Here is a 25,254-nt window from a genome sequence, read left to right on the forward strand (position 1 = left end):
TTGAAGGTGAAATATGACATCCGCCCCCAAAGCAAAAATCTACACACGCACTGGTGACAAAGGAAACACTCGATTGGTCGATGGTTCTTGCGTCGAAAAATTCAATCCTCGTGTAGAGGCTTATGGAACTGTTGACGAGTTGAATTCTTATTTGGGTGTGGTTCGTTCCAGCCTGCAAAGCTTTCCTGCTGTTCAAGCTTTGGACCCGGTTCTTGAGAAAATTCAGAATGAACTTTTCAATATCGGCAGTTTGCTTGCGACCGAAAAAGATGAAGTTTTCAAAATGCTTCCGGCCATCAAAGAATCGCAAATTCAATATCTAGAAAAGCAAATTGATGAACTGACAGTTGAATTGCCTGAACTCCGCAATTTTATTTTACCCGCGGGACATATCGTTGCTTCCCACTTACATGTGGCGCGCACTTGCTGTCGCCGCAGCGAACGTCGCTCAGCTGAGATTGCGATGAAAGACGATCGCTATTCATTATCTCTGCAATACTTGAACCGCTTGAGTGATTACTTGTTCGTGGCCGCTCGTTGGGCCAACCTTAAAGCAGGCTTTAACGAAGTTTTGTGGAAGAAAACTGAAGAATGAATTTAGAAATTGCCTCGCCCGAACATTCTCGCCAATTGGTCGAATTTTACAAAGGATTCCCACTTAAAGGACTTGTAGAACTGAAAGTGGATCGCGATGGAGATTTCTTCGCTCCTTATTCCATTCAATCAGACAAACATCTCACCTACATGTTGAAAGAAGACGGACAGCTTGAAGGGACAGCGAGCTTTGTCGTCCGTGACGTGATGTTGGATGGCCGTCCCACTTCGGTGGCGTTTGGTCGCGATTTGCGTATCAGCTCCAATCGTAAAGTGATTTTGGAGTGGTCGCAGCACTTTTTACCGGTGATGCAAGAGGTGGGTCGCACTTTAGGCGCTCAATATTTCTTTTCGGTGATGAGCATGAGCGATGCCCAGGCCCTGAACGCCTTTGTTCGCCCTCGCAATATGAAACGTCCACTGCCGCGCTACTACCTGTTCAGACGTTTTAATGTGGTTTCTCTTCACGGAAGAATGCCGTGGGCGCAAAACCCATTGCCGCATTTGCGTATTCGTCGAGCGACACCGGCTCACTTGGATGCTTTGATTTATTATATCTCTCAACAATCCGCCTCCAAAGAACTCGCAACCGTTTGGGATACGACGAGTTTTAATGAAAAACTCGAGCGCTGGAAAGGTCTCAAACTCGAAGACTTTTTGATCGCTCTTGATAGCAAAGACAATATCATCGGCTGCGTGGCTCCTTGGTCGTCAGGTGGACTGCAAGATTTTATTCCGATGGAATACTCTCTGCGTGCGCACAATTTCCGTCAGTTTTTGAAGTTCGGAAAAACCTTTGGCTGGACACGCACTCTCACAAAACCTTATTCGCGGGTAAAAATTGAAGGCACGCTGAATTTTAAATATTTAAATTTCTTATTTGCGGATAATGAAGATATCTTTGCTAGCTTGTTGTGGCGCGCTTACGACGATGCAGAAGAAAATGAATTCCTGCTCTACACGCAACCACGTGCCGACATCATGTACCGCAGCCCTTTGAACTGGATTTCAGCAAAAATGCCTTACGGAGTTTACTTGCTATTGCCTCCTGATCAAACGACTCCCTCGTTCTTAAATCCGCGCAATGAAAAGTCTCTTGAGATCGAACCGTTCTTTGCATTTTAAACAAGTGTCGCTTGCTTGGCACGAGCGACACTTTCTTGAACTCCCCTTTTGATAAACTTCAAAGACTTGGGTCTTTTGTTTCGGTATCTGAATGAGAACCCTATACTCATAAGAATTCCAAAAAGGATTTCTTATGAAGATACATCATCTTAATTGCATTTCCTCTTGCCCCTTAGGCGGCCATTTGATGGACGGTGTTTCTCCGTCTTCGCTTCAGCGCGGTCATCTTTGCAATCACACTCTTCTTATTGAAACATCGCGCTCTTTAATCTTAGTTGATACAGGTTTTGGGCTCCGCGATGTGCAGGACCCGGAATCTCGTTTGAGTGGTTTTTTTCTCAAGATGCTGAAACCGGAATTTCGCGAGTCCCTTACGGCTATTCGGCAAATTGAAGCCTTAGGTTTTCAGGCGAGTGACGTTCGCGATATCATCCTCACTCATCTTGATTTTGATCATGCTGGGGGACTTGATGATTTCCCTGAAGCCCGGGTTCATATGCTGGATGCAGAAAAACGTTACGCAGAAATGCAAAAAACCTGGCTTGATCGTCAGCGCTTCCGACCACAGCAATGGAATTTTAAGCAAAATTGGATCACTTATCCTTCGGCCTCCGCGGGAGAGAATTTTTTCGGCTTTCAAAAAGTCAAAGTTATTGAAGATCTTTCCGAAGATATCGCCTTGATCCCACTGATAGGTCATACCTGGGGACATGCGGGTGTCGCGATTAAAAACGGCCATCATTGGGTTTTAAATGCCGGAGATGCGTACTTCTATCGCGATGAAATGGATTTTGCCAATCCGTGGTGCACACCCGGCCTTGAGTTCTACCAAACTATGATGGAAAAAAGTCGCCCGCAGCGCTTGGAAAATCAACAGCGTCTGCGCGATTTGAAAAAAGCCAATTCTTCTATTGATATTTTTTGTTCTCACGATCCGATTGAGTTTGAATTGCGAGAGTCAAAACGATTAATCCAAGAAGCCCCACGCTTATCCGTGAACCCTTTCGACTTGATCTAAACGCGGACGATGCGTCTTTAAATCAAAGACATGATCTTCTGCCAAGATGTGCAACTGAACATTGTGCATCGCCATCGTGTTTTCGGCTGCCGCCTCGGACAAATTGGTATAAGTGACATTGCGAGCATCGACGATATAAACCGCATTTGTTCCTATAACCCGCAAATGATTCTTCTCAACGATGATAGCCGTGTCTTCATCAATTCCCACGCCTATAAGCCCCGGATTTGGCGCCACAGCTCCTAAGAGACGACCAATTCTCCCTCGTTGAGCAAAGTGTTGATCAATAATCATATCTGGCAAAAGCCCCAATCCCGGACTCATCATCCACTGACCGACTTTGTGGGATTCCTGATTCTCTCCTCCCATCAACATGATTTTTCCCATCACCGAAGCACCTGCTGATGTGCCAGCGATGGTTCCACCATTGAGGTAAATATCTTGAATCCAATCCACGATATCCGTGCCACCGATTTTTGTGGTGATCTTCAGCTGATCTCCTCCAGTGAAAAAAACTGTTTTGGCATTATGAAACATGGCTTTGTATTTGGGATGTCGTGCTTCTTCGTGATTTTCAAAATGAAGATGCTCAATGTGCTTCACTCCGAGATCGGTAAAGACATCGCGATAGTCTTTCCACAAGTCTCCCGAGACTTCACTTGCCAAAGTTGCTACGATCAGTTTTCCCGTCCCTGTTCTTCGTGCAATTTCACGAAGAATCACGCGATCCTTTTGTTTATCTTCGCGGCCTCCGACAATGATGAGCGAGCCTTTTGAAGCTATGACCTCTGCTTTATTTCCAGTTACGCTATGACGTTTCATCGCATTTCAACCCGTCTCTCAACACCATCGAAATGACGATGGTGTGTGATGAACTCCGGCAAAAACTCGGGAACTATCTCCATGGGTATAGGATTGTACTCTGACAAAACTTGCATCATGGGTTCCATTTTCTCATAAAAGACCACCACCACTTCCTGTGGTTTCATTTCTTGAAGTGCCAGCTTGAATGCTTCGCATGCATCTAAGACAACCCGAGTTTCAACGGACCTATTTTCTTCCTGAATCGCCTTTTGAATAATTCCTGAGATCTCTCCCGCAGGTCTGCCGCGAAGATCATCATCTTCACGAATCACCACCCGATCAAAAAAGACCGAAGTTATTTTTGCCGAATTTTCTATAAGCTCTAAATGCCTATCTCCTGGCAATCCCAAGACCGCAGTTTTGCGACCTGTTTTCATACTATTGACGAACTGACCTATGGATTCGATGGCATCAGAATTATGCCCATAATCCAAAATGACAGTTCCTTGATTCACTCGAAACAGATTCATGCGACCTGGATTATCCGACATCTTGAATGCTTTAAGTCCATTGATGATTTTCATCATATTCAGACCAGCTCCGTAGGCGCCGCCGATGGCAGCCAAGGTATTGGACACCTGAAAGAGAGCTCGCCCCTGCATCGTGATTGGAATATCTTGCACACGGCAAAGACGTGTTTTAACAGAACCTTCCCCTAAGAAAATCCAATCACCTTTGATCCAAATGGCTTTTCCGAAATTACGAAGATGATCTTTAACAAGAGGATTGTCTTCAAAGATCGAAAACAAAACCAGTTTTCGCGGGATCCGCTGAACTTGCGGCCGCTCTAACACACGCAAAGCCCCCTCATCATCGGCATTAATGACCAGAGTCCCATTTTCTTTTACACCTTCAGCGACTAAGGACTTAATCCAGACGAGGTCATCCAAATCTTCGATTCCATCTTGTCCCAGGTGGTCCTCGCGAATATTGGTGATAATTCCAACATCGCTTTCTTCATAGGCTAGTCCGCCGCGCAACAGTCCTCCTCGAGCAAGCTCCAAGATTGCAAATTCGACTTTTGGATCTGCTAATACACTCCAAGCGGAAGAAGGGCCGGATGTATCTCCCCAGGCTACTTGCTGATCGCCAACCCAGACCCCATCTGTGGACGTCAATCCTCCGCAGGCGTCTTGTGAGAAGATCTTATACAGCATGCGTGCAACCGTCGTTTTTCCATTTGTGCCCGTCAAAGCGACTATCGGAATTCGCACAGGTTTATTTTCTGGGAACATATAAGAGATGATTTTATCATCCACATCCTGCGAGTCTCCCTCTGAAGGCGAAACATGCATGCGAATTCCAGGCCCTGCATTGACTTCGATAACTCGCATGCCTTCGTGAGGTGGTTTTGAAATATCGCTGTGAATGAGATCAATTCCGCAAATATCGAGGTCCATCACGCGAGATATTTTTTCGCAGAGGGATTTAACATCTTTATGAACGAGTTCTGTCACATCTTTAGCTGTGCCACCACCGGATATATTGGCATTGCCTCGCAAATAAACCAGCTGCCCCTCATGAGGCACACTATCCGGCGTAAAACCTTGTCGTCCCAGCTTTTCCAGCACTCCGACATCGATTTTAACCTTAGATAAAACCGAGCTGTGGCCATCCCCCCGACGGGGATCTTGATTGAGCTCCTCGATTAACTGCAGGATAGTTAAATTATCATGTCCCATCACACTGGGCGGCATTCGCTCCGCAGCAGCCAAAAAGCGTCCATCTACAATCAGAACGCGATAATCAAGACCTGGACAGTACTCTTCGATTAAAATATTTTTTGAAAATTGAGAGGCATGTCGGAAGGCCTCTAAAACCTGCCATTCAGTTTCGAGTTGTAAGGTCACACCATTGCCATGATTTCCATCAAGGGGTTTTACAACCAAGGGTGGGCGCAATTTTTGTAAAATACCCGGTATTGCTGCTTCATCGGAAATAACAAATCCTTCCGGAACATCGATAAAATGCTCAGCCAAAATTCGCTTGGTTAAATCCTTGTCTTGCACCATTTCTGCGGCAATCAGTGATGTTTTAGATGAAATGGCAGTCTGAATCTTACGGATGTATTTTCCATAACCTAATTGATACACGCTTTGATTGCCAATTCTTCGAATCGGGATATTTCTTTTCCTGGCAGCACGATAAAGCGCCTCAGTGGTCGGTCCCATTTCATTGTTCGCGACGATTTTTTTGATCTTTTCAATTTCTGTTGCCAGATCAACGGGCTTATTTGACAAAACGCCAAGCACCACGTTTACCGCCAACTCGACACAACCTTGCATTCCCTCTTCACTTTGAAAGCATGTGATGATGTCATAAACGCCCGGAGCGCCAGCATATCGGCTTTTTCCATAATTCACGCGGATTCCACTTAAAGACGAGAGCTCAAGCGAAACATGCTCAATAATATGTGCGAAGTAAGTGCCTCGCCGAAGACGTTCGACGAAGCCTCCTTGCTTTTGTGGTGAGCAATGATGCTCATCAAGCCCCGGCAATAGTGCTATGAGATTATCAGTAAAGCCTTCGATTTGATTACTCGCAATATCCGTCCATTCTTCTAAATGCAGTCGCGTCACAAGGACTGGTAATGAGTGATATACATTCGGCCCGTAAATAGCCTTGATCCTAGAAATTTTCATTACCAACCCCCGCGATGTCGCGTTTTATTTATCCATTTTATTGACCGTCCGAAGTACCAGATGAATCTGATGTACCTGAACCTGAAGATGTGCCCGAACCACTTCGGTTGCTATCGCCTCTGTTGTTGGTTCTCGTTCTATCGGTGTCACTTGTTGTATCTGTGGTGCCTGATCTACTTTGGCGTGTATTACGATTTGTGGTTGTGGTGTTTTCCGAAGATCGTCTGCGAATTTCTTCAGTTGATAAATTGGTATCTTCATCTTGATTCATACCCGAGCGACTGCCCGTCGTGCCACCGCTCGTACTACCTGTGCCGCTTGTGCCTGTACCAGAACTGCCGGTACTACCCGTTGTGCCATTCACACTTCCACTTGTGCCTGTCGCTGCGGCACCAATTTCAGAAACAAATCCAACCAAAATTAGAGTGATCAAAAACATTTTGCTCATACTTCCTCCTCAGTTAAATTCATCGTGAATGAACTTAGTACTGGCCGACAGAAGCGGACCCCAAACATTTAGAAAATCAATTTATCTACTTGTCTCAGATCATTTTTTTCAAGTCTCTTCGTCTAAATTAAAAAAAAATATATCGGAAACAACGTGTCTATTTATTACGCTCCTGGAATGACAAACTTATCATTTAAACTCGTGACTGACAGATAGCATCGCGCTGGTCACAAACCTGTCTCTAATTATTTTTTTCAACAACTGCGATTACAAAAGATATACGAAGCCGTTCGATCTTCACTAATCTTCCGATCAACTAAAGGAGAATCAAATGAGAATATATGAAGCACTCAAGCAGGATCACGAAACCGTCAAAGCTTTACTCAACCGACTCGTGAGTCTCAATGAAGATCAGAATGATGAAAAATCAGAACTGTTGGACCAAATCCGCGATGAACTGATTCCTCATGCCCGAGCCGAAGAAGCCGTCTTCTACAACTCATTACGTCTACTGGACGAAACAAAAAGTATCGCTATGCACGGGTACCGCGAACACCTCGAAGCAGAAACTCTCCTTAGAACTTTACAGGCCGGCGATGTTATCAATGCTGACTGGAAATCCACAGCCATGAAATTTAAAAATGCTTTGGAACATCATATTGAAGACGAAGAAGGCGAAATGTTTACAGCGGCGCAAGGCCTCATTACCGATCAAGAAGCAGAAGCCATCAATAATGCATTTCAAAAAATGAAACCCGAAGTGCGAGAAGAAGGCTTTATGATGAACACCATCGAAATGGTCAAAAACATGATGCCACCGCGTCTAGCCGACGCTCTTAGTGAATACCATATTCCGCAAGGTCTTAAAGAAAGAACCGGAAGCGAAAAGCGACCTAATCGTTAATTCCATAAAACTCTTAAACTCTGATCCAAGAGTTGCGCATATACTTTTGGATCAGTTTTGAAGCCACCTCATTACTGAACCTAAGGTCTATTGAACCTCGAGAGCCTCTTGCAATTGAGAAGCAAATTTGCGCGGACTTTTATCAAACTCCGCTGCAAATAGCCTTTCGATGCGTTCTTCGTCCAATCTCGCAACTGAAACTTCAAAACGAGAACCAAGATCTTGCAAGAAACGAGAGCGCAAACGACGTGGCATCTCCAGTTCTAATTTTTTTAGTCTTTGCTCGTATTCACGACGGCCCATTCCCGGATACACTGCTGGGTGGTGTTTTAAATTCATTGCTCCCTCTGCAATCAAGTAATAGCAGAACTGTTTAAAGAGTTTATTTTCAACTGGTGTTGCCTCAACAGCTTGCATGACCTTAAGGATTATGGGTTCGAGAGATTCTTGGCGAGAAAGAGCCTGAGTAAAGATCGTCACGTCGCCGTTCAGATAATCCTGAACTGTATCTTGAAGATCATCGATCAATTGCAGAACAAAGCCCAAACGATAAGCAAACTGCAGATCTGTTTCTTTCGCCGACGGATGAACCAGAATCGCATCTGCTAGTACCGACGCGCCACCTTTTTGAATCGACATGTCCAAAACTTCCGCCGTTGAGAATTTAGAGAGATCTTTTTGCTGTTGACGAGCTAAGCTTTGAATTTGGCGATCATGAATAAGTAACAGGGCCTTATAAACCTCTGGATATGCCAAACGATCGTATTCATTTTCAATGAACTCGACGAGGCTAAAGATTTTATACTCTTGGGAATTGAGGGCCTTAACAGACTCACCCGAAAGACGACGTCGGAAACGCTCCGCGAAGCTGACTTTCTCTTTCGTGCTTTTCAAAGTTTCATCGAGATAGTTATCGGTGTATGGATACAATAAGCTGTAGGCCGTGATACTAGGAGTCAGGACAGTCGTTACTTGGAATGTTTGCTGCAAAAATAACGCTGTGATCACATTTCTAAGGGCCTGATAAACGTCAGCTCCCGAAATGCTTGAATCAAAATCCAGCGCCTGATGCATAAAGAGTGACGCTGCCTGCATCAATCTTGGATCTTGATCGCTGATATCCACGACACCCGAGATTCTTTTTTTCGCGATCTCTGACATTTCTTTGAGTTTTTCTCGGCGCTGAGGTCCCGTTTCTGGAATTATTTGAATTTGACGGCGGAATTCAAAAGCAAAGGCTCGAAGCTCTTGATTGTTTTGATCACGTGTTGACTCGGGATAAACTTTCCAAAGGGTTGATGGTGTACGAGCCGGTAAAGCTGCCCATTCATTTATGAGGTTTGAAGTCCACGAACCGAGTGGAAGAGCTGCCCCGTCTTTGGTGATCGCAAAGGCCTTCCCTCCGCGAGTCGCCTGATGAGCCAGACCAGAGAGAAAGTAAAAACTCGTTACAAGCGAAGTCCCTTTAAGAAAGCCACGTCTATCCATTGAAATCTCCTTGCCGTATGTTGCCGACAGCAGGAGATTAGGTATATTTCAAAGACTTCTCAATTTTCCCAACCCTTATCTGTTCGCTGCTAGCGAACAGGTAAAATGAGCCGGTTCATTTTGCAAGTGTGCTTTAACAAGCCCACCAATTCTTCGTACACCTGATCATCAAGTGGGCATATAAACCGATCATGGGTGCTATACTTTGGACTCTTTTACTGACACTGCTGTCTTCGCACTCCTTTGCCCAGGAATACAAAAGACTCAGGGTCGTGACGTCGGACTATCCTCCTTATCAGGGGCAAGGCCTTCCTGACGGCGGAATTTTCGACAACCTTGCACTGCTAATCTTAAAAGAAGCAGGATACAATGTTGATTTGGTCTATCGCCCTTGGAAACGAGCCCTTAAAGAATCAGAAGAAGGCGACGCGGATGCCATTCTCGGCATGTGGGAAAATCCAGGTCGACGAATCATTTACGATTTTTCTCCTCCCCTCATCGAAAACTCATTGGTGCTTATTTGCCTTGAAAAAAAATCTTTCTGTAAAAACTCACCCATTCTAAAGGGTAAAAAATTAGGTTTAGTCCTTGGATATGCCTATCCGGATTTAAGACTCTTTAATGCCGTTATGGAGTACGAATTGACTGAAAACGTGAACATCAAAAAACTTCTTGGCGAGAGAATTGACTTTGTGCTCGTCGATCGTGGAGTTGCTTACTATTTGCTTCAACAACAAGATCCCCACACCAAAATCAAAGTAAAAATGCTAGAGCCTGCTATTGCCATTCAGAATCTTCATATCGGATTTTCTAAAAACAGTTTAATGGGGCGCGCTGCTGCCATTGAAACCCCAAAAATTCTCAAAAAACTAGAACAAAACGGAAAACTCAAGCCTCTTCGCATGGAAGCACAAAAACGCGGGATTAAAATATTCCGCTTTTAAGAGCAGGTTTCTGGAGAAAGGATTTTTTTGACCCCAGGAATAGTCACGACAGTTGCGACGGGCTCGCCGTTTTCAAACATCCATAAATTTCCCGGGGCCATCTCCGTCCAAACTTCATTGTCTGTAAGAGGAGCGGTGGCGATAATCGCCACACAATCTTTCGCCGTCGTCACGGAACTAAAATCCACTGTCACTTCGTGGTCCTTCAACGTCGCCGTCGTGAATGGAGCTTTACGTACGATGTAAAACAACTTGGTAGAACAATGCGCATATAAAACTTCGCCATTAGAAAGCAGGAAATTAAATTCTCCCTGCGCACCGACCACTTTGGAAAGCTCTGACAAAGTTTGCAGCAAATCACTCGAAGATGGCTTTTGATCGCCGTATTTTGCCTTCAGCTCTTGCATCATCCAACAAAAAGCACGCTCACTATCGGTGTCGCCGACGGGCAAAAAAGTCTTTTGCAAGGAAGGTTGAAAATCAGGCACATTTCCATTGTGCGCGAATATCCAGTAAGAACCCCAAAGCTCACGCATAAAAGGATGGGTATTTTCTAAAGCCACACGCCCCTGCGTCGCTTTGCGAATATGCGCTATTACATTGGTTGATTTAATCGGATAATTTTTAACAAGTTCTGCCAGAGGCGAATGAGCCGAAGGTTGCGGATCTAAAAACTGGCGCACACCTTTACCTTCGAAGAAGGCAATCCCCCAACCGTCTTTATGAACGTCCGTCAGACCGCCGCGCTTTTGAAAGCCTGTAAAAGAAAAGCAAATGTCTGTTGGAGTGTTACAACTCATTCCCAATAATTGGCACATAATGGGAATTATATCGGATTTTTCGAGGGAAAACTAAATCAAAGCCGTTTGCTGATTGGAGTGAAACGTTTCTTGAACTTGTGGCCAGAACCAATCCAACTGGGGATCAGAACCGATCACATCTTTGATCAGAACTTTCATATCCGAGCGAGTCAGGACTTCTTTTCTCAGCCACAACTCCACTTCGTCATAACCTGGACCAATGATAGTGATCTCCACTTGGCTGAGGAAATGCAAAAGATGCAGATTCTCAGTGCGAACTTCACGGCCTTCGATTTTACCGCGGATGAAATTGAGCACTTCTGCTTTGATCTCATGGTAGTTGCGATAGTTGATACGACGAAGAACAAGATCTGCGCGATGGTCACGATTGACCCAACGTTGGTGCAAACCTCTTTGAACTAAATTTATTAAGAGCGTGCGCAATACAGTAGGGACCAGACGAAATTCATCGTCCGGCAATCCCATCACCTGCATTAGATCTACGTATCGTGCCTGTTCCTGGCCTCGACGTAGAGAGGTGAGGACTTCAGGGATCCGCAAAACTGATTCGCGAATAACCTGAAGATCAATTCCTGCTCCATCCGTGAAGTAGAGAATCTTCATATCCTCATCATCACCTATCTTTTGGAAAATTGGGCGAAAAATTCACAGACCTAGCCTGTGGTCTAGTATGTATTTTTTGATGCAGTCCCCCCGCCTTTTTGGTAGGATTTCGTAAGGCCATAGGACTAGGCGACGAATTACAAAGGATTGTACACCGGTGATTTTACGTAACTCAAAGAATCAACGACCTCCATTTGAAAAGTGGTATCCTTACCTTCTTTTTATTTTTATCGGTTTTTGCATCGCCGACTTATCGATTCTTGCCTATCGCGATCTGATGCTTCCGCAATCAGCTCCAGCAGCTCGTCCTCGTCACATGCAAGTCGACACCTCTGTGAGTCGTGGCGCTTACAATACTGTTTCAGGTCGCAATATCTTTGCAGCAAACGGTGTTATTCCTGATGCACTCGTTGATAAAAATAAACCTGACGCACAAAAAGAAGCCGATCCTGTTCCTTCACAATTACCGCTGACATTAATCGGAACTCTTGTTCACTCCAACCCTGCTAAATCCATTGCGGCGATTGAAGTAAAAGGCAAAAACCAAGTGATTTCTTACAGCCCCGGCAAAGAAATCGAGAACATGGCTTCTATTCTGAAAGTTGAAAGACAAAAAGTGATCTTTAGAAATCTCAACTCCAATCGTTTGGAGTATATCGAGATGAAGAAAGATCAAAAGTTAGCTTTCGGAGGCAGCAAGCCAGCTATTCCAGGAACTACTGGCAAAGAAGTTCAAAAAGTTGGTGAGAACAATTTCACTCTGAAACGTGCTGATCTTTTGAAATATACAAACGATCTTTCAAGTATTTTGATGCAGGCGCGTGCGGTTCCAAATCGCGAACCAGGCACTGGAAATATCAACGGCTTCCGCCTTCTTGATATGCAACCAGGCAGTATTTATGAGCAATTGGGTCTTCAAAGAATGGACGTCATCAAAGCTGTGAACGGCACTCCGGTCGACAGCCCGGCTAAAGCCATGGAGCTTTACCAAACTTTGAAGAATGACCCGAAGGTTTCCATCCAAATCGAAAGAAATGGAAAATCGGAAAGCCTGAATTACAACATCACGAATTAGAACTTTTCAGTAGGAGAAGGGCATGAAAAAGACCATCAGCATAGGAATTGCTTCATTGATGACAGCGCAATTGATTGCGCCATCAGCTCATGCACAATTTGAAGACTTCCCACCTCCACCACCGCCACCGGATTTTGGTGATTCTGGAGCCACTTCTCCAACTTCGGATTTTAATCCCGGAGGACCTGCTGCCGGCGGAACGAAAGCAGGAGCTTCAGGTTCGGATGTTTTAAGTAAAGCAACGAAAGAGAAACTTTCGAAGGCTTCGGCTGAAGACATCACAAGCGCCAATTTCCCAGAGACGATTGAATCTTTCGACTTCCCGAATGTGGAAATCACAGACTTGATCAAAGCAATTGGTGAATTGACTGGTAAGAACTTTATTATCGATCCAGGCGTTCGTGGTAAAATCACGATCACAGCTCCATCGAAAATCACAGTGGCCGAAGCATACAAGGCTTTCTTATCAGCTCTTGCGATCAATGGTTTTACAATTGTTCCTTCTGGCAGCTTCCTTAAAGTTAAATCTGCAAGAAATGCTCAACGTGACAATATCGAGACGTTCTCTGGTGCGTATTATCCAAATACGGACCAAATGATCACTCGTATCATTCACTTGAAACATATTTCAGCAGCTCAAGTGAATCGTGACCTTCGTATCTTGCCGTCTAAAGACGGTGAAATGAATATCTACGAACCAACAAACTCCATCATCATCTCTGACTACGGCGCAAATATTGACCGCGTGATGAAAATCATCTCTCAATTGGACGTTCCGGGATTTGAAGAACAACTTGAAGTTATCCCTATTAAGTTCGCGAAAGCTAAGGACCTTGCAGACCTCGTTGATAAGATCGTTAATAAAGGAAATAAATCTCAATCCAGCGCTCCAGGTACATTTACCGCGGGCGTGCCAAGATTCACTCGTTCTACGGGCGCTTCTTCGCAACAGGGTGCGAGCTTCTTTATGGCGATCCCAGATGACCGTACAAACTCCATTATCGTGGTTGGTAACAAGTCTGGCATCACGCGCGTTAAAAAATTGATCTCTCAATTAGACTTTAAAATTCGCGCGGAAGATTCCGGCGGTGTTTTCGTTTATTACGTAAAATACGGTGAAGCTGAAAAAATCGCGCAAACTCTTCAAGGTGTCACAAAAGATTCAGCTCCTAAACCATCAACAGGTGGAAGCTTGCTATCCCCTATCGGTATGGGTGGCGCAATGCAACCTCCACAAGAGTCCATCTTTGGCGGCGACGTGAAAATCACAGCTGACAAAAACACGAATAGCCTTGTGATCACTGCAAGCAAAACAGACTACGAAGTTGTGATGAACCTTTTAAGCAAAATCGACATCGCCCGCGACCAGGTGTTTGTTGAAGCTATCATCATGGAGATGAGTGCTTCTAATGCTGACAACTGGCAATTGGGCTACTTCCAATACGGCGACAGCGGTTACGGTAAAGTCGGCTTCAACGGTGGTATCAGTATCAATGACTTCATCAATCCAGTGGGTGGCCAGGGGGCTGTGATCAGCTTCGGTGCTGGTAAAACTGTTGAAGTGACAGATCCAACAACGAAACAAAAAATCAGCATCCCAAGCTTGCTCGGTCTTTTGACATTCCTAAAATCAGTTAAAAAAGCGAACATCCTCTCCACTCCTCAGATCCTCACTCTGGATAACCAAGAGGGTGAAATCGAAGTGGGTGATAAAATCATCACGGGTGTGAATGAGAGTACGGGCGTGAATGGTGTGACAACAAAAACACCGATTTTCGAAGACGCGACAATTAAACTCACAATCAAACCATTTATCAGCCCGGCTTCAGATACAATCCGTATGGAGATCAAACAACAAGTGGCGCAACCTTCCACTGTTCTTCCTCCAAAAGCCCTTGTTGATACTTCAACAACTGTTGCGAAACGTTCTATCAAAACAAGCATCAACGTTGGTAACGGCGATACGGCGATCCTGGGTGGATTGATCAAAGAACAAGACGTAGAAGCGGTATCTAAAGTTCCTCTTCTCGGTGACATCCCTATCCTGGGTTGGTTGTTTAAATCTCGTCAGATCACGAAAGATAAAGTGAATCTTCTTGTATTCCTGACTCCGAAAGTGATCCGTGCTCCGAGTGATAATCACAAAATCATCGGCGAAAAGCTTGATGAACGTCTTGATTTCATCAAGAACCAAGGCGGAAAAGACCCATGGGGCAAACGCGTGGATAAAATCTACAGAAAAGCAATGGGCGGCTCACAGGCTCCTGCTGGTAACGAAAGCGAGAACTAAAGCGAATGGCTTCAGTGGATGTACAAACGATTCTTTCCAAGGCGACTTCTCTTTCTCCGGACCAAATCCGTTCGGTGATGAGCAGTCCCTCGGTTGTTAGACCTGTCACAGTCGGAGAAGCACTCCTGTCCAAGGAATTTTCTTCGGCCGATGAAGTGGTGAGCGATCTTTGTAAGGAACTCGGTCTTGATTTCATTCGCGACATTCCTGTGAGCGAGATCTCTGCCGATCTGGTTCGCGATATCCCCATCAACTACGCCAAACAACACAATATCCTCCCCTACAAAGACGAGGCTGATGTTCTTGTTGCTCTTACCAGCAACCCTGTGAACATGAAGACTCTGGATGATTTAAAAGTTCTGTTTGGAAAGAAAGTGCGCCCTTTGATCACGACAACAAGCCGTGTTCAGGATGCCATCAATAAAGTTTACGAAAAAAGCACCGCAAATCTTTCTGGTCTCGATGAGATCGACGAAGAAGACTATGACCTTGATGATCCGATCGTGGATCTTCTTGAAGCCGGAGAAGATGATGCTCCGGTGATCAAGATGGTGAATAGCCTCCTCTTCCGCGCGGTCAAAGAAAAAGCTTCCGATATCCATATTGAACCCTATGAAAAAGACATGTCTGTGCGCTTCCGCACGGATGGTATTTTGACCGACGTGTTTAAACCACCTAAAAAACTGCAAAACGCCATCACCTCTCGTATCAAAGTTATGGCCAACTTGAATATCGCGGAAAAACGTTTGCCACAAGACGGTCGTATTCCATTGAAAGTCGGCGGTAAAGATATCGATATCCGTCTGTCGACAGTGCCAACTGCTCACGGCGAGCGTCTGGTCATGCGTCTTCAAGATAGATCGAATATCGTCCTTGAACTTGAGCAACTGGGCTTCTCCAAAGAAAACTTGGAAGAGCTTGATGAGCTTCTAACTCGTACATATGGAATCTTGCTTGTAACAGGCCCTACAGGATCTGGTAAATCGACGACTCTGTACGGTTCTCTTTCAAAATTAAATAAACCTGACGTGAATATCCTGACAGTTGAAGATCCGGTGGAGCAACGTATCCACGGTGTTGGCCAGGTGCAGGTGAATTCTAAAATTGGCCTGACTTTCGCTCAAGGTCTTCGCTCTTTCCTTCGTCAGGACCCGGATATCATCATGGTCGGTGAGATTCGTGACTTGGAAACAGCTGAACTTGCGATCCAAGCTTCGCTTACGGGTCACATGGTTCTTTCAACGCTGCATACGAATGACTCGGCTGGTGCCTTTCCGCGTTTGATTGACTTCGGGGTTGAACCGTTCTTGATTGCGACTTCCATCTCAGGAGTTGTAGCTCAACGTCTTGTGCGTGTTCTCTGCCCTCACTGTAAAGCTCCACACGAAGCAACTGATTTTGAATTGCAACTTCTTGGTGTCACAAAAGAACAAGCTAAAAAAGCCCACATCTGCAAAGCTATGGGCTGCAATCACTGTGGGCAAAAGGGCTATTCAGGTCGTACGGTCATCAGCGAGTTGATGGTTGTAACGGATGATATTCGCTCTTTGATCATGCAACGTAAAGACGGTAACACTTTGAAAAAGCAAGCTGTCGCAAATGGCATGAAGACTTTCCGTGATCACGGTGTACAAAAAGTACTTGCTGGTATCACGACAATCGAAGAACTAACTTCAAATACGCAATTGGATATCTAATTTATGCCTATTTTTGAGTATAAAGGTTTAAAACGCGATGGCAGTAACACGAAGGGTATTATTGACTCTGAGAACTTACGTGCCGCGCGCGCCAAACTCAAAAAAGATGGCATTTTCGTTGTCGATATCAGAGATAAGAAAAAAGTCGATCCTAAGAAAAACAAAGGCCCGCGTAAAACTGGAAAAGTCGCTGTTAAAGACATGGCCCTGATGACTCGTCAGCTGGCGACTCTGATCAAAGCCAATATCCCTCTTGTCGATGCCCTTGCCGCCGTTTCTGAACAAGTGGAACAGCCGGTTTTAGCTGAAGCTATCGCTGACTGTAAAAACATGGTCAATGAAGGTTCGCCCTTTTATAAAGCTCTGCAAAAGTACCCTTCTCTTTTCAATAATATTTATATCTCAATGGTGGAAGCCGGAGAGATGTCAGGTAGTTTGGATACAATTTTGATGCGACTGGCGGAGTTTACAGAGGCCGCGGCGGAACTTCGCGCCAAAGTTTCTTCGGCGATGATGTATCCAGTGATCATGCTCTGTGTGACGATGGGTCTGTTGGGATTCCTCTTTGTGTTTTTGATTCCTAAAATGGTCACAGTGTTTGAATCGAATCCCAACCTGGTGTTGCCTTGGTACACGGTGGCTTTGATCGATGCCAGCCAATTTACGACGAATTACTGGTACTTTATTTTTGGTTCGATCTTGATCGCTGTTCTGGTTTTCAGAAACTGGAAAAATTCTCCGGCTGGCCGCGATCAATGGGATGCAATTTCTTTGAAACTTCCAGTGATGGGTCCAGCAGTCCGCATGGTTGCAGTGGCTCGTTTCACTCGCACAACAGCTACGTTGTTAAACGGTGGCGTTCCAATGCTCGCTGCCCTTGATATCGTTCGTAACGTCGTTGACAACAAAGTCATCGCCAGCGCGATTGACGAAGCCCGCAGCAATATCTCTGAGGGTGAATCCATTGCCGGTCCATTGAAAAAATCCGGCCAGTTCCCTCCTCTGGTTATTCACATGGTGAACATCGGTGAAAAAACCGGTGAACTCGAAAACATGCTGACACAAGTCTCTGATGCTTACGATTTCCAAGTTAAAAATAAGTTGGAAGGCATGACGAGCTTGATGGGTCCCGTCGTGATCGTGATCATGGGTATTGCAATTGCGATGATCGTATTCGCAGTTATGATTCCAATGTTTGAAATGACGAACATGGCGGGGTAATTCCCGTCTTTGATTCCCTCCTCCTTTGGGAATTCACTCTTGATAAAGAAACTTTGCGTTAGTTTTGAATATTTGAAAGAAGTAATTTGACAGCTTTTTGGATGATTTTTCATTTGAGAAATTGCGCATTACATTCTGTTGCTAATGCAGCTCCTGACTCGCCACAAGCCTGAACATACGACCTATTTGTGCTTTACTCGGCCGATCTCGAAATTTTATTTATTTCGTTCTATCGTCAATTATAGAGCGAAAAATTCTATCTTAAAACCTGTGATAATCTCCTCGAAAAAGGAGCACTCTATGAATAAAGAAGAAATCAAATCACTTACTGATAACGAAATTATTTCTCGTGTCGAGCGCATGGTTCGCAGTGAAAGACAAATTGTTGAATGTATGATTTGGCACTTGCAGGAAATTCAAGATAGAAAGCTTTTTATTCAGATGGGTTATACAAGTTTATTTGAATGTCTTGTGAAGCACTTCAAATACAGCGAGCCTGTTGCTTACACTCGAATTTCGGCTTTGAAAATTATCAATGCCGTGCCTGAAGTTGCCGAGGCGCTTAATTCTGGCGAAGTCTCTTTAACAACCTTAAGCATGGCACAAAGTTTTATTCGCAAACAAGAAAAGCAAACGGGCGAAAAAGTTTCTAAAGAACAAAAGATTCAGTTCTTGGAATCGATTAGAAATAAATCAACTAAAGAAGTGAACCAAGTTCTAGCTGAGATCAATCCCGTCAAAGAATTGCCTTTGGACAAAGTTAACTATCTTGATGCCAGGCACGCTCAACTTCACTCAACTATCGAAAAATCATTGCTTGATAAAATTGAACATTTAAAAGCTTTAATTTCTCATGAAAACCTAACGCCTACACACAATGAACTATTGAACATGGCTTTCGATGCGGCCATCGAAAAAATTGAGAAGAAAAGAGGAATTTCGTCAAAACTTCAAAAGAGAACTATCCAGTCTCTTGCATTACTTGAAGGCGATGCTCCCGATCAAAAACCTGCGACGCAAAGCTTCTCCGTCAAGAATTCTAGATACATTTCTCGATCGGTAAAAACCTTCGTGCTGAAACGATCACAACATCAGTGCGAGTACATTCATTCTGACGGAAAGCGCTGCTCTTCTACCTTTCAACTTCAATTTGATCATATCAAAGCATTTAGCAAAGGCGGACAATCTAACCTCGATAACATCCAAACTCTTTGTCGAACTCATAATGCCTACAAAGGTTCAAAGTAAAATCCTCCTTGGAATGATCGGAAATAAGATGGCACCAAAATTTTTCCCGACCAGGAAGGTCGGGAAAGAGCGTTCTCACGGATGGATCAACTCACTCACAACCGGAACTGCCTTCTAAACAGCTTAAAATCCGAACATGAGATGGTGCCACTCTGAAACTGACTCACCTAACTTGAATTATTATGTGACAATGGTCTGGCGACTGCAGTGCGCCTTCCTTTACCTGGGCAATGGGCTCTGTTATTCTTTACATCTGCAACAAGGAGTGGATATGTCCCTTATTAAGAACCGCAAAGGTATGACCTTGATCGAGATCATGATCGTTTTGGCGATCATCGGTGGTATCGCCGCCCTCTTACTTCCTCGTCTTACCGGTCAATTGGATAAAGCGAAAACAAAAGAAGCGCGCATCCAAATGACTCAAATTATCAACGCTCTTCAAATGTACTACACGGACTGTTCAAAGTTCCCTGCAGGACTTGAGAATCTTGTCACAGCTGATGCAAACTGCCCAAGCTGGGGACCAGAACCTTACTTGAAAAAAGCACCAAAAGATCCTTGGGGTCACGACTTCGTTTATGAAGTTGATGGTTCTAACTACACTTTGAAATGTCTTGGAAAAGATGGCCGCGAAGGTGGTTCTGGCTATGATGTCGACATCTCTTCTGAGGACCTAGACAGATAGTTGAGATGAAGAATACTCGGGGCTTTACCCTTATTGAAGTGATGATTGTATTAGCGCTCGTCGCCGCTCTCGTCGCTTTCGGTGTGCCCCGACTCTTCAAAAAAGATAATAATATCCGCAAAGTCGCGCGCCAGTTTATTGCCATGAGCCGCGAAATTCGCAACCAAGCTCGCCTCTCCAATTCAACATTCCGTATCGTGATCGTCCTCGATGATAAAGGCGACACTTACTGGGTCGAGAGAGCCAACGGTTTGCAACCCATCGATCCTGACGCCGCTGAAAAAGAAAAAGAGAAGGAAGAGGACAAAGAAAACGCACCTCCACCGCTCTTTAAAAAAGATAATTTCCTCTTTAAAAAAGACAAGGTACTTCCGGAAGGTCTTCGCTTCTCTTCCATTGAAACCATGAATATGAAAGCCCCGCAAACAACCGGGACAGCTTATATTTACTTCTTCCCAGAAGGTTTCGTCGAAGCCGCTGCCGTCCAAATCGCCGGCCCAAATAATGTCACCTGGACCCTTGTATTTAACCCATTAACAGGACAAGCTGATATCATAGAGAAAGCACAAGCTCTTAAGGATATTCAAAGGTGAGAAAATCTGGATTCACATTGTTAGAGACCCTCCTTGCGATGGTCATCCTCTCTGCAGGAATCGTATTATTGGCGAATTCCTGGAGTGGTAGTTTCATGTTTGTGCGAAAAACCCAACTCAACACCGAAATCGCCGCTCTTCTCGAGCGAAAAATGGTCGAAATTGAAATTGAGTACGCGGGAAAACCAATTGATTCTATCGACGAAGAAAAAGAAGACGACTTCGGCTCTGAGTACCCCCAGTACTCATGGAAAATGACTTCAAAAGAACTCGAATTCCCCAACATCACAGCAACGATGACCGCACAAGCTGGCGGTGCCGATGAAATGGCTCTGACCATTATGCGAACGCTCACCGAGCACTTGTCTAAATCCGTTCGTGAAGTCAAAGTCAGCGTGATCTACAAAGGTGGCAAAAAACCACTCGAAGTATCTGCCACTCAATATTTTGTCGACTATGACCGCCCGATCCAACCTCCAAGCATGCCAGGGATGGGTCAATAATGAGAAATAAACGCGGCTTTACTCTTATTGAAGTCATGATCACGATCACCATTCTGGGGACGCTGACAGTATTAGTCGCACAAACGATTCAACAGGCGATCAAATCCAAAGTAAAAGTCCAAGGCCAAGTCGACGATGCTTCCCGCATGCGCGATGCCGTCAGGCTTATTGAACGCGATATCAATCTTGCTTACCACTATCGCGATATCGAAAAAGAACTCGAACAGATCTTAAAGAAGAAAAATAATCCTAATCAGGGACAAAACCCGAACCCTAATCCGGGCGGCTTTGTTCCCCCGACGGATCCAGACGCGATCGGCTCGCAAACCAACACCGGCGAACGCCGCGAAGTTCCCCGCCGCGATCCGGAAACTCATTTCGTCGGCTCTAACGAAAAACTTAATTTCGTCACGATGAACAACGCCCGCACCGTGCGCGACACCCGCCAAGCAGACTTTGTCGAAGTCGGATACGAACTCAAAGACTGTAAAAGCCTCAAAGAAAATGGCGGCAATTCAAAATGTATCTGGCGTCGTACCTCCCCTTACGTCGATCTTGATGTCGAAAAAGGTGGCACCGAAATCGTGCTTTTAGAAAACGTCACAGAATTTAAATTCCGCTATATCGGTAAAGGCAAACAAGACTGGAACGAAAACTGGAGAAGCGACTCTCAAGGTGACGGCGTCACAAAGGGAAAATTCCCCACTGCAGTCGAGTTGTCGTTGACGATGACAAAAAAGGAAGGCACTCGCGAGAAAAAATATTCCGTCCAAGTGATCGCCCCGATTCATTTCCCGAACAACCCAGAGGATAAGCCCAATGCGCAACCTAACCAGCAAAATAACCAGCCTGCCGGGACTTAGTAAGCCTCTGCGTAATGAACGTGGAATGGCCTTGATGCTCGCCATTGCGTGTATCATGGTGATCACTTATATCGCGATGGAAGTCATTTACGACTCGCGCGTTGAGTACGAAGTCAATTCGCAAAATCTCAACCGTATCAAAGCTTACTACGCCGCTAAATCCGGCCTGCAACTCAGCCTCCTTCGCATTAAAATTTATCAGCAAGTGCAAAGCCAATACGGCAGCATGCTGGGCTCAAATGCTTCGATGCTAGATCAAATTTGGAAGTTTCCACTTGCGTGGCCACTGCCAATCCCAGATGAACTCAATGCCGTTGACAAAGATGCCTTTAAAAAAATGGCCAAGGAATCCACGATGGATGCGTCTTACTCTGCAACCATCACGGATGAAGGCTCCAAAATTGATTTGAACGATTTGGTGTCTCCGTCAAAAACTTTGCAAGAAGTCACAAAAAAACAACTTCTCAACGTTTTTGAGCAAAAGAAAACAGAAGACGAAGCCTTTGCCCGCGAATACAGCAACACTCGATTTGAAGAACTCATCAACAGCATCACAGATTGGATGAGCGCAAAATCTCAATCTGCCAATGGCGGCGACAAACGCGCGGCTTACGGTGAAATGAACGCAGAATCTCAATCCGACTATTATCCGCCGAATCGTCCTTTTAGAACTGTCGCGGAACTGCATATGGTTCCAGGTATGACAGATGCCTTTTATGATCTTCTCGCGCCTCGTATTACGCTAGCGGGAATGAAAGGTATTAATCCAAACCTGGCGACCAAAGAGGTTTTAAAATCTTTGGATCCAGGAATGACTGAAGAAGCTGTCAACGCCGCTATCAAACGACGCGACGACAAAGATGAAGGCGGCCCTTTCAAATGCGAAAACGGAACCAGCCAAGACTTTTGGGACTTCGTGCAACAACGAGGTGTTCGCCTAGTCGGAAACCCACAAGACATTCCGCTGACCTGTGATGGAGTGATGAATTTCCGTATCGAATCTTATGGTCAATACACAGACAGAGCCGTTCGTAAAATCACGGTGATCGTAGCCGATCTCAATAAAGCGGCGACTAAAATCAAAGAAGCCACTGATAAAGATAAAAACCAAGGCAATCCCGGCGGTGGAAATCCCGGTGGCGGTAAATCCGGCGGCAACTCCGGCAACAATAATCAGAAAAAAGAAGAACTCGCAAAAGGCCCTCCTCGTATCATCTACTGGGCAGAAGAATAAATTTCTGCCTGCATTTTTTTCGACTCTGTAATCAACATTTATTGATTTGATATTTAATTCGCCGCGCATCCTCGTGCGCGCCATCCTATTTCTGATTTTAAACAACGTCCCCTTTTTTTCGACGAGTTTTTCGTCATGACGATTCAGAATCTCTCCTCAGATTAACTGCTAACTTAAATAACTCAAAGAAAGGAACTCAAATGAATCGCCATTTGATTTATCGAGTACTCACGGCAATTCTCTTATCAACAGGAATTGCTCATGCAGATGTTACGTATCACAACTACAACGAGATGGCCGCGCCGGGAAATCCCCAACCAGCTCCGCAACCTGCCCCTCCCTATGAAGGCACAGGCCGAATTTCTAACGTCACTCGCCAGAGAGGTGGCGAACTCTACGTTCTAGATTTATCACGCCCTCTCCCACTGACTCAGCTCAAAGCTAAATCAAAAACAGGCCGAGTGAAAATCATCGGCGTCAATTTGATTACAGAGAAAAAAGAACGCATCTCAGTGAAAGCCTTCTCAAACATCACGGTCGCGGATACCGAAGAGGCCTTGGCCTCCGAAATCCTTACTGCCGATGTGGGAATTTCAGCCCTTGAAATTCAGGCTGAAGCCATGGGCGGCGCCGCTGCTCTGGAAATCAACGCACTTTCGAATAAAGAAATTCCACAACTGACTTTACGAGAAGATGCGACTTGTAAGATCAAACTTGATCCTTACTTGAAAGAAAAACTCGACATCGTTCAAAGATGGGCTGCACGCGTAGAAAGCAGTGCTGTGGGTTCTATCCAAGAAAAATATGCGACAAAAGAATTTAATAAATATGTAGCAGAGTTTATCGCCGCACTTAAGGTGGACAAATCATCTTATGCATCAACGGAATACACTCTGACGTTGTTGAACTTCTTTGCCGAACGCTATAACGCCAGCCGCTCTGAAAGTGCTGCGGAAACGGCTTATCGTTCGCTCGCAACAGAGACCTTTAATTCATTCTTGGCTTCCATTCAAAGCGATCAACCATGCCGTAATGTTTCAAGTGAAAACTTGATCAACATCACTCTTGATTTCCAAAAAAGGAACGAAGCTGTTAAGCCTGACAGCCGCGCCGGAAAATTGTATGAGATGATGGTTTTACAGATTGGAAAAATCATTCCTTCTCACTATCGTCGTGAATTAACGACGAAGGCTTATGATTTCCGTCAAGCCGACACAGAGGGAAACAAATACTACAAGTTGTTCACTTCAAGTAAACCTGAGAGCTTCTTGAAAGGCACTCACTTGGAAATGAGCCTTGCCGCCTACGCCGCAGCAGAGCAATCACTTATCAAGGAAGTGCAAAAAATGGATAATGAAAAACGCTACGAACTGATTGTTGAGTTCCAAGCAAAATACAACAATCCATCGCAGTACCATCAAGAGACCATGATGAAGTATCTCTTGATCCTTTCTGAGCAAGGAACACTTTTCAAAATCTTTAAATAGTATTCTCTGAAAAAGAAAAAGCCCGCTGAAAAGCGGGCTTTTTTAATTCTAGTTTCAAATTATTTTTTCTTCGTGAATGAGATTGGAAATCTGTCGATTTCAACCACCACACTTCCCGGAGGAGCTGGGAACTTCATACGATTGATGACCTCTCGCACGCAAGAAGACAGCTTCGCATCGCCAAATTCATCATTGTTCACCACAACCTTTGAAGCCATACCTGTTCCATAAACTGTCCAACTCAAAGTGATAGTTCCTGATTTTGCTTGCTGCTTATAACGTCCTTTGTAGTCCTTGTAGCAAGCCCACAGTGAGTCTTTCGATTTATAAACATGACTCTGAACCTCTTCTTGGCGCTTGATGACTTCATCATTGGTTTGCACAGTCATATCCCCTGGAACAGCGCCAGGTGTGCCTTCTTCTTGAAAATTCCAGTCGATCGCCGTTTTGTGACGGTAGTCTTTCTTTTTCGGGGAAATCGGAAATTGAACGCTTTTGAATTCTTCCTTCAGACAGGCCACATAGGTTTCCATACCCGGAGTTTTGGAATTCACTGTGAGCTCTAAAAGCTTCCCTTCTTTAGAAATCAACAGCTCGAATTCATCGTGGGATTTCCCAGGTTCTTTGATTTTTAAAAGCATATCAGCGCAGGTTTTAACGTTGATATGACTTTGAATCACCGCTCCAACATCTTCATTGAATCCTGCATGCGCCGTCGGCGAAAGGAACAAAGCCACAACCAAAGAAGACACCATCGAACAAACCCCTTTTTGTATTCCCTAGTTTTCAACACGGAAAGGCCCTCTACAAGTCTCGGAAAACGACCAGCACGCCCTTGGTCCAGGTAAACATCCTGAGAACTCACACTTTTGAATTTTACATTGTGATTAAGAACCCTTAGACTATG

Annotated in this window: 23 protein-coding genes; 16 read left to right on the plus strand and 7 right to left on the minus strand. The window is 44.8% G+C overall.

Annotated elements, in window-relative coordinates; all coding sequences use genetic code 11:
* Positions 1–13 precede the first annotated feature (13 nt).
* The 3 genes from ACLWOR_RS13820 (at position 14) to ACLWOR_RS13830 (ending at position 2,737) form a co-directional block, all read left to right on the plus strand.
* Positions 14–595, plus strand: coding sequence for a cob(I)yrinic acid a,c-diamide adenosyltransferase (locus ACLWOR_RS13820; RefSeq protein ID WP_413941341.1), 582 nt, complete (start codon positions 14–16; stop codon positions 593–595).
* On the plus strand, positions 592–1,719 hold the full coding sequence (locus ACLWOR_RS13825; protein WP_413941343.1) for a hypothetical protein: 1,128 nt from the start codon (positions 592–594) through the stop codon (positions 1,717–1,719). Before ACLWOR_RS13820 ends, ACLWOR_RS13825 begins: the two co-directional genes overlap by 4 nt.
* 133 nt (positions 1,720–1,852) lie before the next feature.
* Positions 1,853–2,737 carry an MBL fold metallo-hydrolase gene (locus tag ACLWOR_RS13830; RefSeq protein WP_413941344.1) on the plus strand — a complete coding sequence of 295 codons (885 nt, stop codon included), beginning with the start codon at positions 1,853–1,855 and terminating at the stop codon, positions 2,735–2,737.
* Here the strand turns inward: ACLWOR_RS13830 and ACLWOR_RS13835 are convergent.
* Genes ACLWOR_RS13835 through ACLWOR_RS13845 form a run of 3 tightly spaced genes read right to left on the minus strand, consistent with a single transcriptional unit; the run spans position 2,708 to position 6,691 of the window.
* Positions 2,708–3,559, minus strand: a complete 852-nt coding sequence (locus ACLWOR_RS13835; protein ID WP_413941345.1) for a cyanophycinase — start codon at positions 3,557–3,559, stop codon at positions 2,708–2,710. The two genes, ACLWOR_RS13830 and ACLWOR_RS13835, sit on opposite strands and share 30 nt — an antisense overlap.
* Positions 3,556–6,243: a cyanophycin synthetase gene (cphA, locus tag ACLWOR_RS13840; RefSeq protein WP_413941347.1), complete on the minus strand. Its 2,688-nt coding sequence runs from the start codon at positions 6,241–6,243 to the stop codon at positions 3,556–3,558. The genes ACLWOR_RS13835 and cphA overlap by 4 nt, the downstream gene beginning before the upstream one ends.
* Positions 6,244–6,280: 37 nt before the next feature.
* On the minus strand, positions 6,281–6,691 hold the full coding sequence (locus ACLWOR_RS13845; RefSeq protein WP_413941348.1) for a hypothetical protein: 411 nt from the start codon (positions 6,689–6,691) through the stop codon (positions 6,281–6,283).
* A 331-nt stretch (positions 6,692–7,022) separates the two neighbouring features.
* Between ACLWOR_RS13845 and ACLWOR_RS13850 the strand changes: the two genes are divergently transcribed.
* The gene (locus tag ACLWOR_RS13850) at positions 7,023–7,595 is read left to right on the plus strand and encodes a hemerythrin domain-containing protein (protein WP_413941349.1); all 573 of its coding nucleotides are present in this window, start codon (positions 7,023–7,025) and stop codon (positions 7,593–7,595) included.
* A gap of 87 nt (positions 7,596–7,682) precedes the next feature.
* Here the strand turns inward: ACLWOR_RS13850 and ACLWOR_RS13855 are convergent, their stop codons facing one another.
* Entirely contained in the window at positions 7,683–9,083 is a 1,401-nt protein-coding gene (locus ACLWOR_RS13855) for a hypothetical protein (RefSeq protein ID WP_413941350.1), read from the minus strand.
* A gap of 191 nt (positions 9,084–9,274) precedes the next feature.
* Between ACLWOR_RS13855 and ACLWOR_RS13860 the strand changes: the two genes are divergently transcribed.
* Complete coding sequence (locus ACLWOR_RS13860) at positions 9,275–10,027, plus strand: substrate-binding periplasmic protein (protein WP_413941351.1); 753 nt, start codon at positions 9,275–9,277, stop codon at positions 10,025–10,027.
* Here the strand turns inward: ACLWOR_RS13860 and ACLWOR_RS13865 are convergent.
* Together ACLWOR_RS13865 and ACLWOR_RS13870 are read right to left on the minus strand one after the other, a co-directional pair.
* The gene (locus tag ACLWOR_RS13865; RefSeq protein ID WP_413941352.1) at positions 10,024–10,845 is read right to left on the minus strand and encodes a class II glutamine amidotransferase; all 822 of its coding nucleotides are present in this window, start codon (positions 10,843–10,845) and stop codon (positions 10,024–10,026) included. The two genes, ACLWOR_RS13860 and ACLWOR_RS13865, sit on opposite strands and share 4 nt — an antisense overlap.
* Positions 10,846–10,878: 33 nt before the next feature.
* A complete protein-coding gene (locus tag ACLWOR_RS13870; protein ID WP_413941353.1) occupies positions 10,879–11,451 on the minus strand; it encodes a hypothetical protein in 573 nt (190 codons plus the stop codon).
* Positions 11,452–11,608: 157 nt separating this feature from the next.
* Here ACLWOR_RS13870 and gspC point away from each other — a divergent pair, with 157 nt between their 5' ends.
* The 11 genes from gspC (at position 11,609) to ACLWOR_RS13925 (ending at position 24,347) form a co-directional block, all read left to right on the plus strand.
* A complete protein-coding gene (gene gspC / locus ACLWOR_RS13875; RefSeq protein ID WP_413941354.1) occupies positions 11,609–12,526 on the plus strand; it encodes a type II secretion system protein GspC in 918 nt (305 codons plus the stop codon).
* A 22-nt stretch (positions 12,527–12,548) separates the two neighbouring features.
* Positions 12,549–14,816, plus strand: a complete 2,268-nt coding sequence (gene gspD, locus ACLWOR_RS13880) for a type II secretion system secretin GspD (RefSeq protein WP_413941355.1) — start codon at positions 12,549–12,551, stop codon at positions 14,814–14,816.
* 5 nt (positions 14,817–14,821) lie between these two features.
* Entirely contained in the window at positions 14,822–16,513 is a 1,692-nt protein-coding gene (gene gspE, locus ACLWOR_RS13885) for a type II secretion system ATPase GspE (RefSeq protein ID WP_413941356.1), read from the plus strand.
* A gap of 3 nt (positions 16,514–16,516) precedes the next feature.
* Positions 16,517–17,734, plus strand: coding sequence for a type II secretion system inner membrane protein GspF (gene gspF, locus ACLWOR_RS13890; protein ID WP_413941358.1), 1,218 nt, complete (start codon positions 16,517–16,519; stop codon positions 17,732–17,734).
* 300 nt (positions 17,735–18,034) lie between these two features.
* Positions 18,035–18,982 (plus strand): HNH endonuclease, encoded by a 948-nt coding sequence (locus ACLWOR_RS13895; RefSeq protein ID WP_413941360.1) that lies wholly within the window; start codon positions 18,035–18,037, stop codon positions 18,980–18,982.
* Positions 18,983–19,253: 271 nt separating this feature from the next.
* Positions 19,254–19,667 carry a type II secretion system major pseudopilin GspG gene (gene gspG / locus ACLWOR_RS13900; RefSeq protein WP_413941361.1) on the plus strand — a complete coding sequence of 138 codons (414 nt, stop codon included), beginning with the start codon at positions 19,254–19,256 and terminating at the stop codon, positions 19,665–19,667.
* Positions 19,668–19,672: 5 nt separating this feature from the next.
* A complete protein-coding gene (locus ACLWOR_RS13905) occupies positions 19,673–20,260 on the plus strand; it encodes a Tfp pilus assembly protein FimT/FimU (protein WP_413941363.1) in 588 nt (195 codons plus the stop codon).
* Positions 20,257–20,763, plus strand: a complete 507-nt coding sequence (locus ACLWOR_RS13910; RefSeq protein ID WP_413941364.1) for a type II secretion system protein — start codon at positions 20,257–20,259, stop codon at positions 20,761–20,763. Before ACLWOR_RS13905 ends, ACLWOR_RS13910 begins: the two co-directional genes overlap by 4 nt.
* Complete coding sequence (locus ACLWOR_RS13915) at positions 20,763–21,626, plus strand: type II secretion system protein GspJ (protein WP_413941365.1); 864 nt, start codon at positions 20,763–20,765, stop codon at positions 21,624–21,626. Before ACLWOR_RS13910 ends, ACLWOR_RS13915 begins: the two co-directional genes overlap by 1 nt.
* Positions 21,583–22,860, plus strand: a complete 1,278-nt coding sequence (locus ACLWOR_RS13920; protein WP_413941366.1) for a general secretion pathway protein GspK — start codon at positions 21,583–21,585, stop codon at positions 22,858–22,860. Before ACLWOR_RS13915 ends, ACLWOR_RS13920 begins: the two co-directional genes overlap by 44 nt.
* Positions 22,861–23,060: 200 nt before the next feature.
* Positions 23,061–24,347 (plus strand): beta-sandwich domain-containing protein, encoded by a 1,287-nt coding sequence (locus tag ACLWOR_RS13925; protein ID WP_413941367.1) that lies wholly within the window; start codon positions 23,061–23,063, stop codon positions 24,345–24,347.
* Positions 24,348–24,406: 59 nt separating this feature from the next.
* Here ACLWOR_RS13925 and ACLWOR_RS13930 read toward each other — a convergent pair whose 3' ends face one another.
* Entirely contained in the window at positions 24,407–25,102 is a 696-nt protein-coding gene (locus ACLWOR_RS13930) for an AgmX/PglI C-terminal domain-containing protein (protein ID WP_413941368.1), read from the minus strand.
* Positions 25,103–25,254 lie beyond the last annotated feature (152 nt).

This window comes from Bdellovibrio sp. HCB2-146 (assembly GCF_047345725.1).
Taxonomy (GTDB): Bacteria; Bdellovibrionota; Bdellovibrionia; order Bdellovibrionales; family Bdellovibrionaceae; genus Bdellovibrio.

Excerpts from the sequence above, each read along its gene's own strand:
- ACLWOR_RS13860 (WP_413941351.1), top strand. The coding sequence starts at position 9,275 with ATGGGTGCTATACTTTGGACTCTTTTACTGACACTGCTGTCTTCGCAC.
- ACLWOR_RS13865 (WP_413941352.1), bottom strand. The coding sequence starts at position 10,845 with ATGTGCCAATTATTGGGAATGAGTTGTAACACTCCAACAGACATTTGC.
- ACLWOR_RS13830 (WP_413941344.1), top strand. The coding sequence starts at position 1,853 with ATGAAGATACATCATCTTAATTGCATTTCCTCTTGCCCCTTAGGCGGC.
- gspF (WP_413941358.1), top strand. The coding sequence starts at position 16,517 with ATGCCTATTTTTGAGTATAAAGGTTTAAAACGCGATGGCAGTAACACG.
- ACLWOR_RS13870 (WP_413941353.1), bottom strand. The coding sequence starts at position 11,451 with ATGAAGATTCTCTACTTCACGGATGGAGCAGGAATTGATCTTCAGGTT.
- ACLWOR_RS13920 (WP_413941366.1), top strand. The coding sequence starts at position 21,583 with ATGCGCAACCTAACCAGCAAAATAACCAGCCTGCCGGGACTTAGTAAG.
- cphA (WP_413941347.1), bottom strand. The coding sequence starts at position 6,243 with ATGAAAATTTCTAGGATCAAGGCTATTTACGGGCCGAATGTATATCAC.
- ACLWOR_RS13825 (WP_413941343.1), top strand. The coding sequence starts at position 592 with ATGAATTTAGAAATTGCCTCGCCCGAACATTCTCGCCAATTGGTCGAA.
- ACLWOR_RS13895 (WP_413941360.1), top strand. The coding sequence starts at position 18,035 with ATGAATAAAGAAGAAATCAAATCACTTACTGATAACGAAATTATTTCT.
- ACLWOR_RS13820 (WP_413941341.1), top strand. The coding sequence starts at position 14 with ATGACATCCGCCCCCAAAGCAAAAATCTACACACGCACTGGTGACAAA.
- ACLWOR_RS13925 (WP_413941367.1), top strand. The coding sequence starts at position 23,061 with ATGAATCGCCATTTGATTTATCGAGTACTCACGGCAATTCTCTTATCA.
- ACLWOR_RS13845 (WP_413941348.1), bottom strand. The coding sequence starts at position 6,691 with ATGAGCAAAATGTTTTTGATCACTCTAATTTTGGTTGGATTTGTTTCT.
- ACLWOR_RS13835 (WP_413941345.1), bottom strand. The coding sequence starts at position 3,559 with ATGAAACGTCATAGCGTAACTGGAAATAAAGCAGAGGTCATAGCTTCA.
- gspD (WP_413941355.1), top strand. The coding sequence starts at position 12,549 with ATGAAAAAGACCATCAGCATAGGAATTGCTTCATTGATGACAGCGCAA.
- ACLWOR_RS13930 (WP_413941368.1), bottom strand. The coding sequence starts at position 25,102 with ATGGTGTCTTCTTTGGTTGTGGCTTTGTTCCTTTCGCCGACGGCGCAT.
- gspE (WP_413941356.1), top strand. The coding sequence starts at position 14,822 with ATGGCTTCAGTGGATGTACAAACGATTCTTTCCAAGGCGACTTCTCTT.
- ACLWOR_RS13905 (WP_413941363.1), top strand. The coding sequence starts at position 19,673 with ATGAAGAATACTCGGGGCTTTACCCTTATTGAAGTGATGATTGTATTA.
- gspG (WP_413941361.1), top strand. The coding sequence starts at position 19,254 with ATGTCCCTTATTAAGAACCGCAAAGGTATGACCTTGATCGAGATCATG.
- ACLWOR_RS13855 (WP_413941350.1), bottom strand. The coding sequence starts at position 9,083 with ATGGATAGACGTGGCTTTCTTAAAGGGACTTCGCTTGTAACGAGTTTT.
- ACLWOR_RS13850 (WP_413941349.1), top strand. The coding sequence starts at position 7,023 with ATGAGAATATATGAAGCACTCAAGCAGGATCACGAAACCGTCAAAGCT.
- ACLWOR_RS13915 (WP_413941365.1), top strand. The coding sequence starts at position 20,763 with ATGAGAAATAAACGCGGCTTTACTCTTATTGAAGTCATGATCACGATC.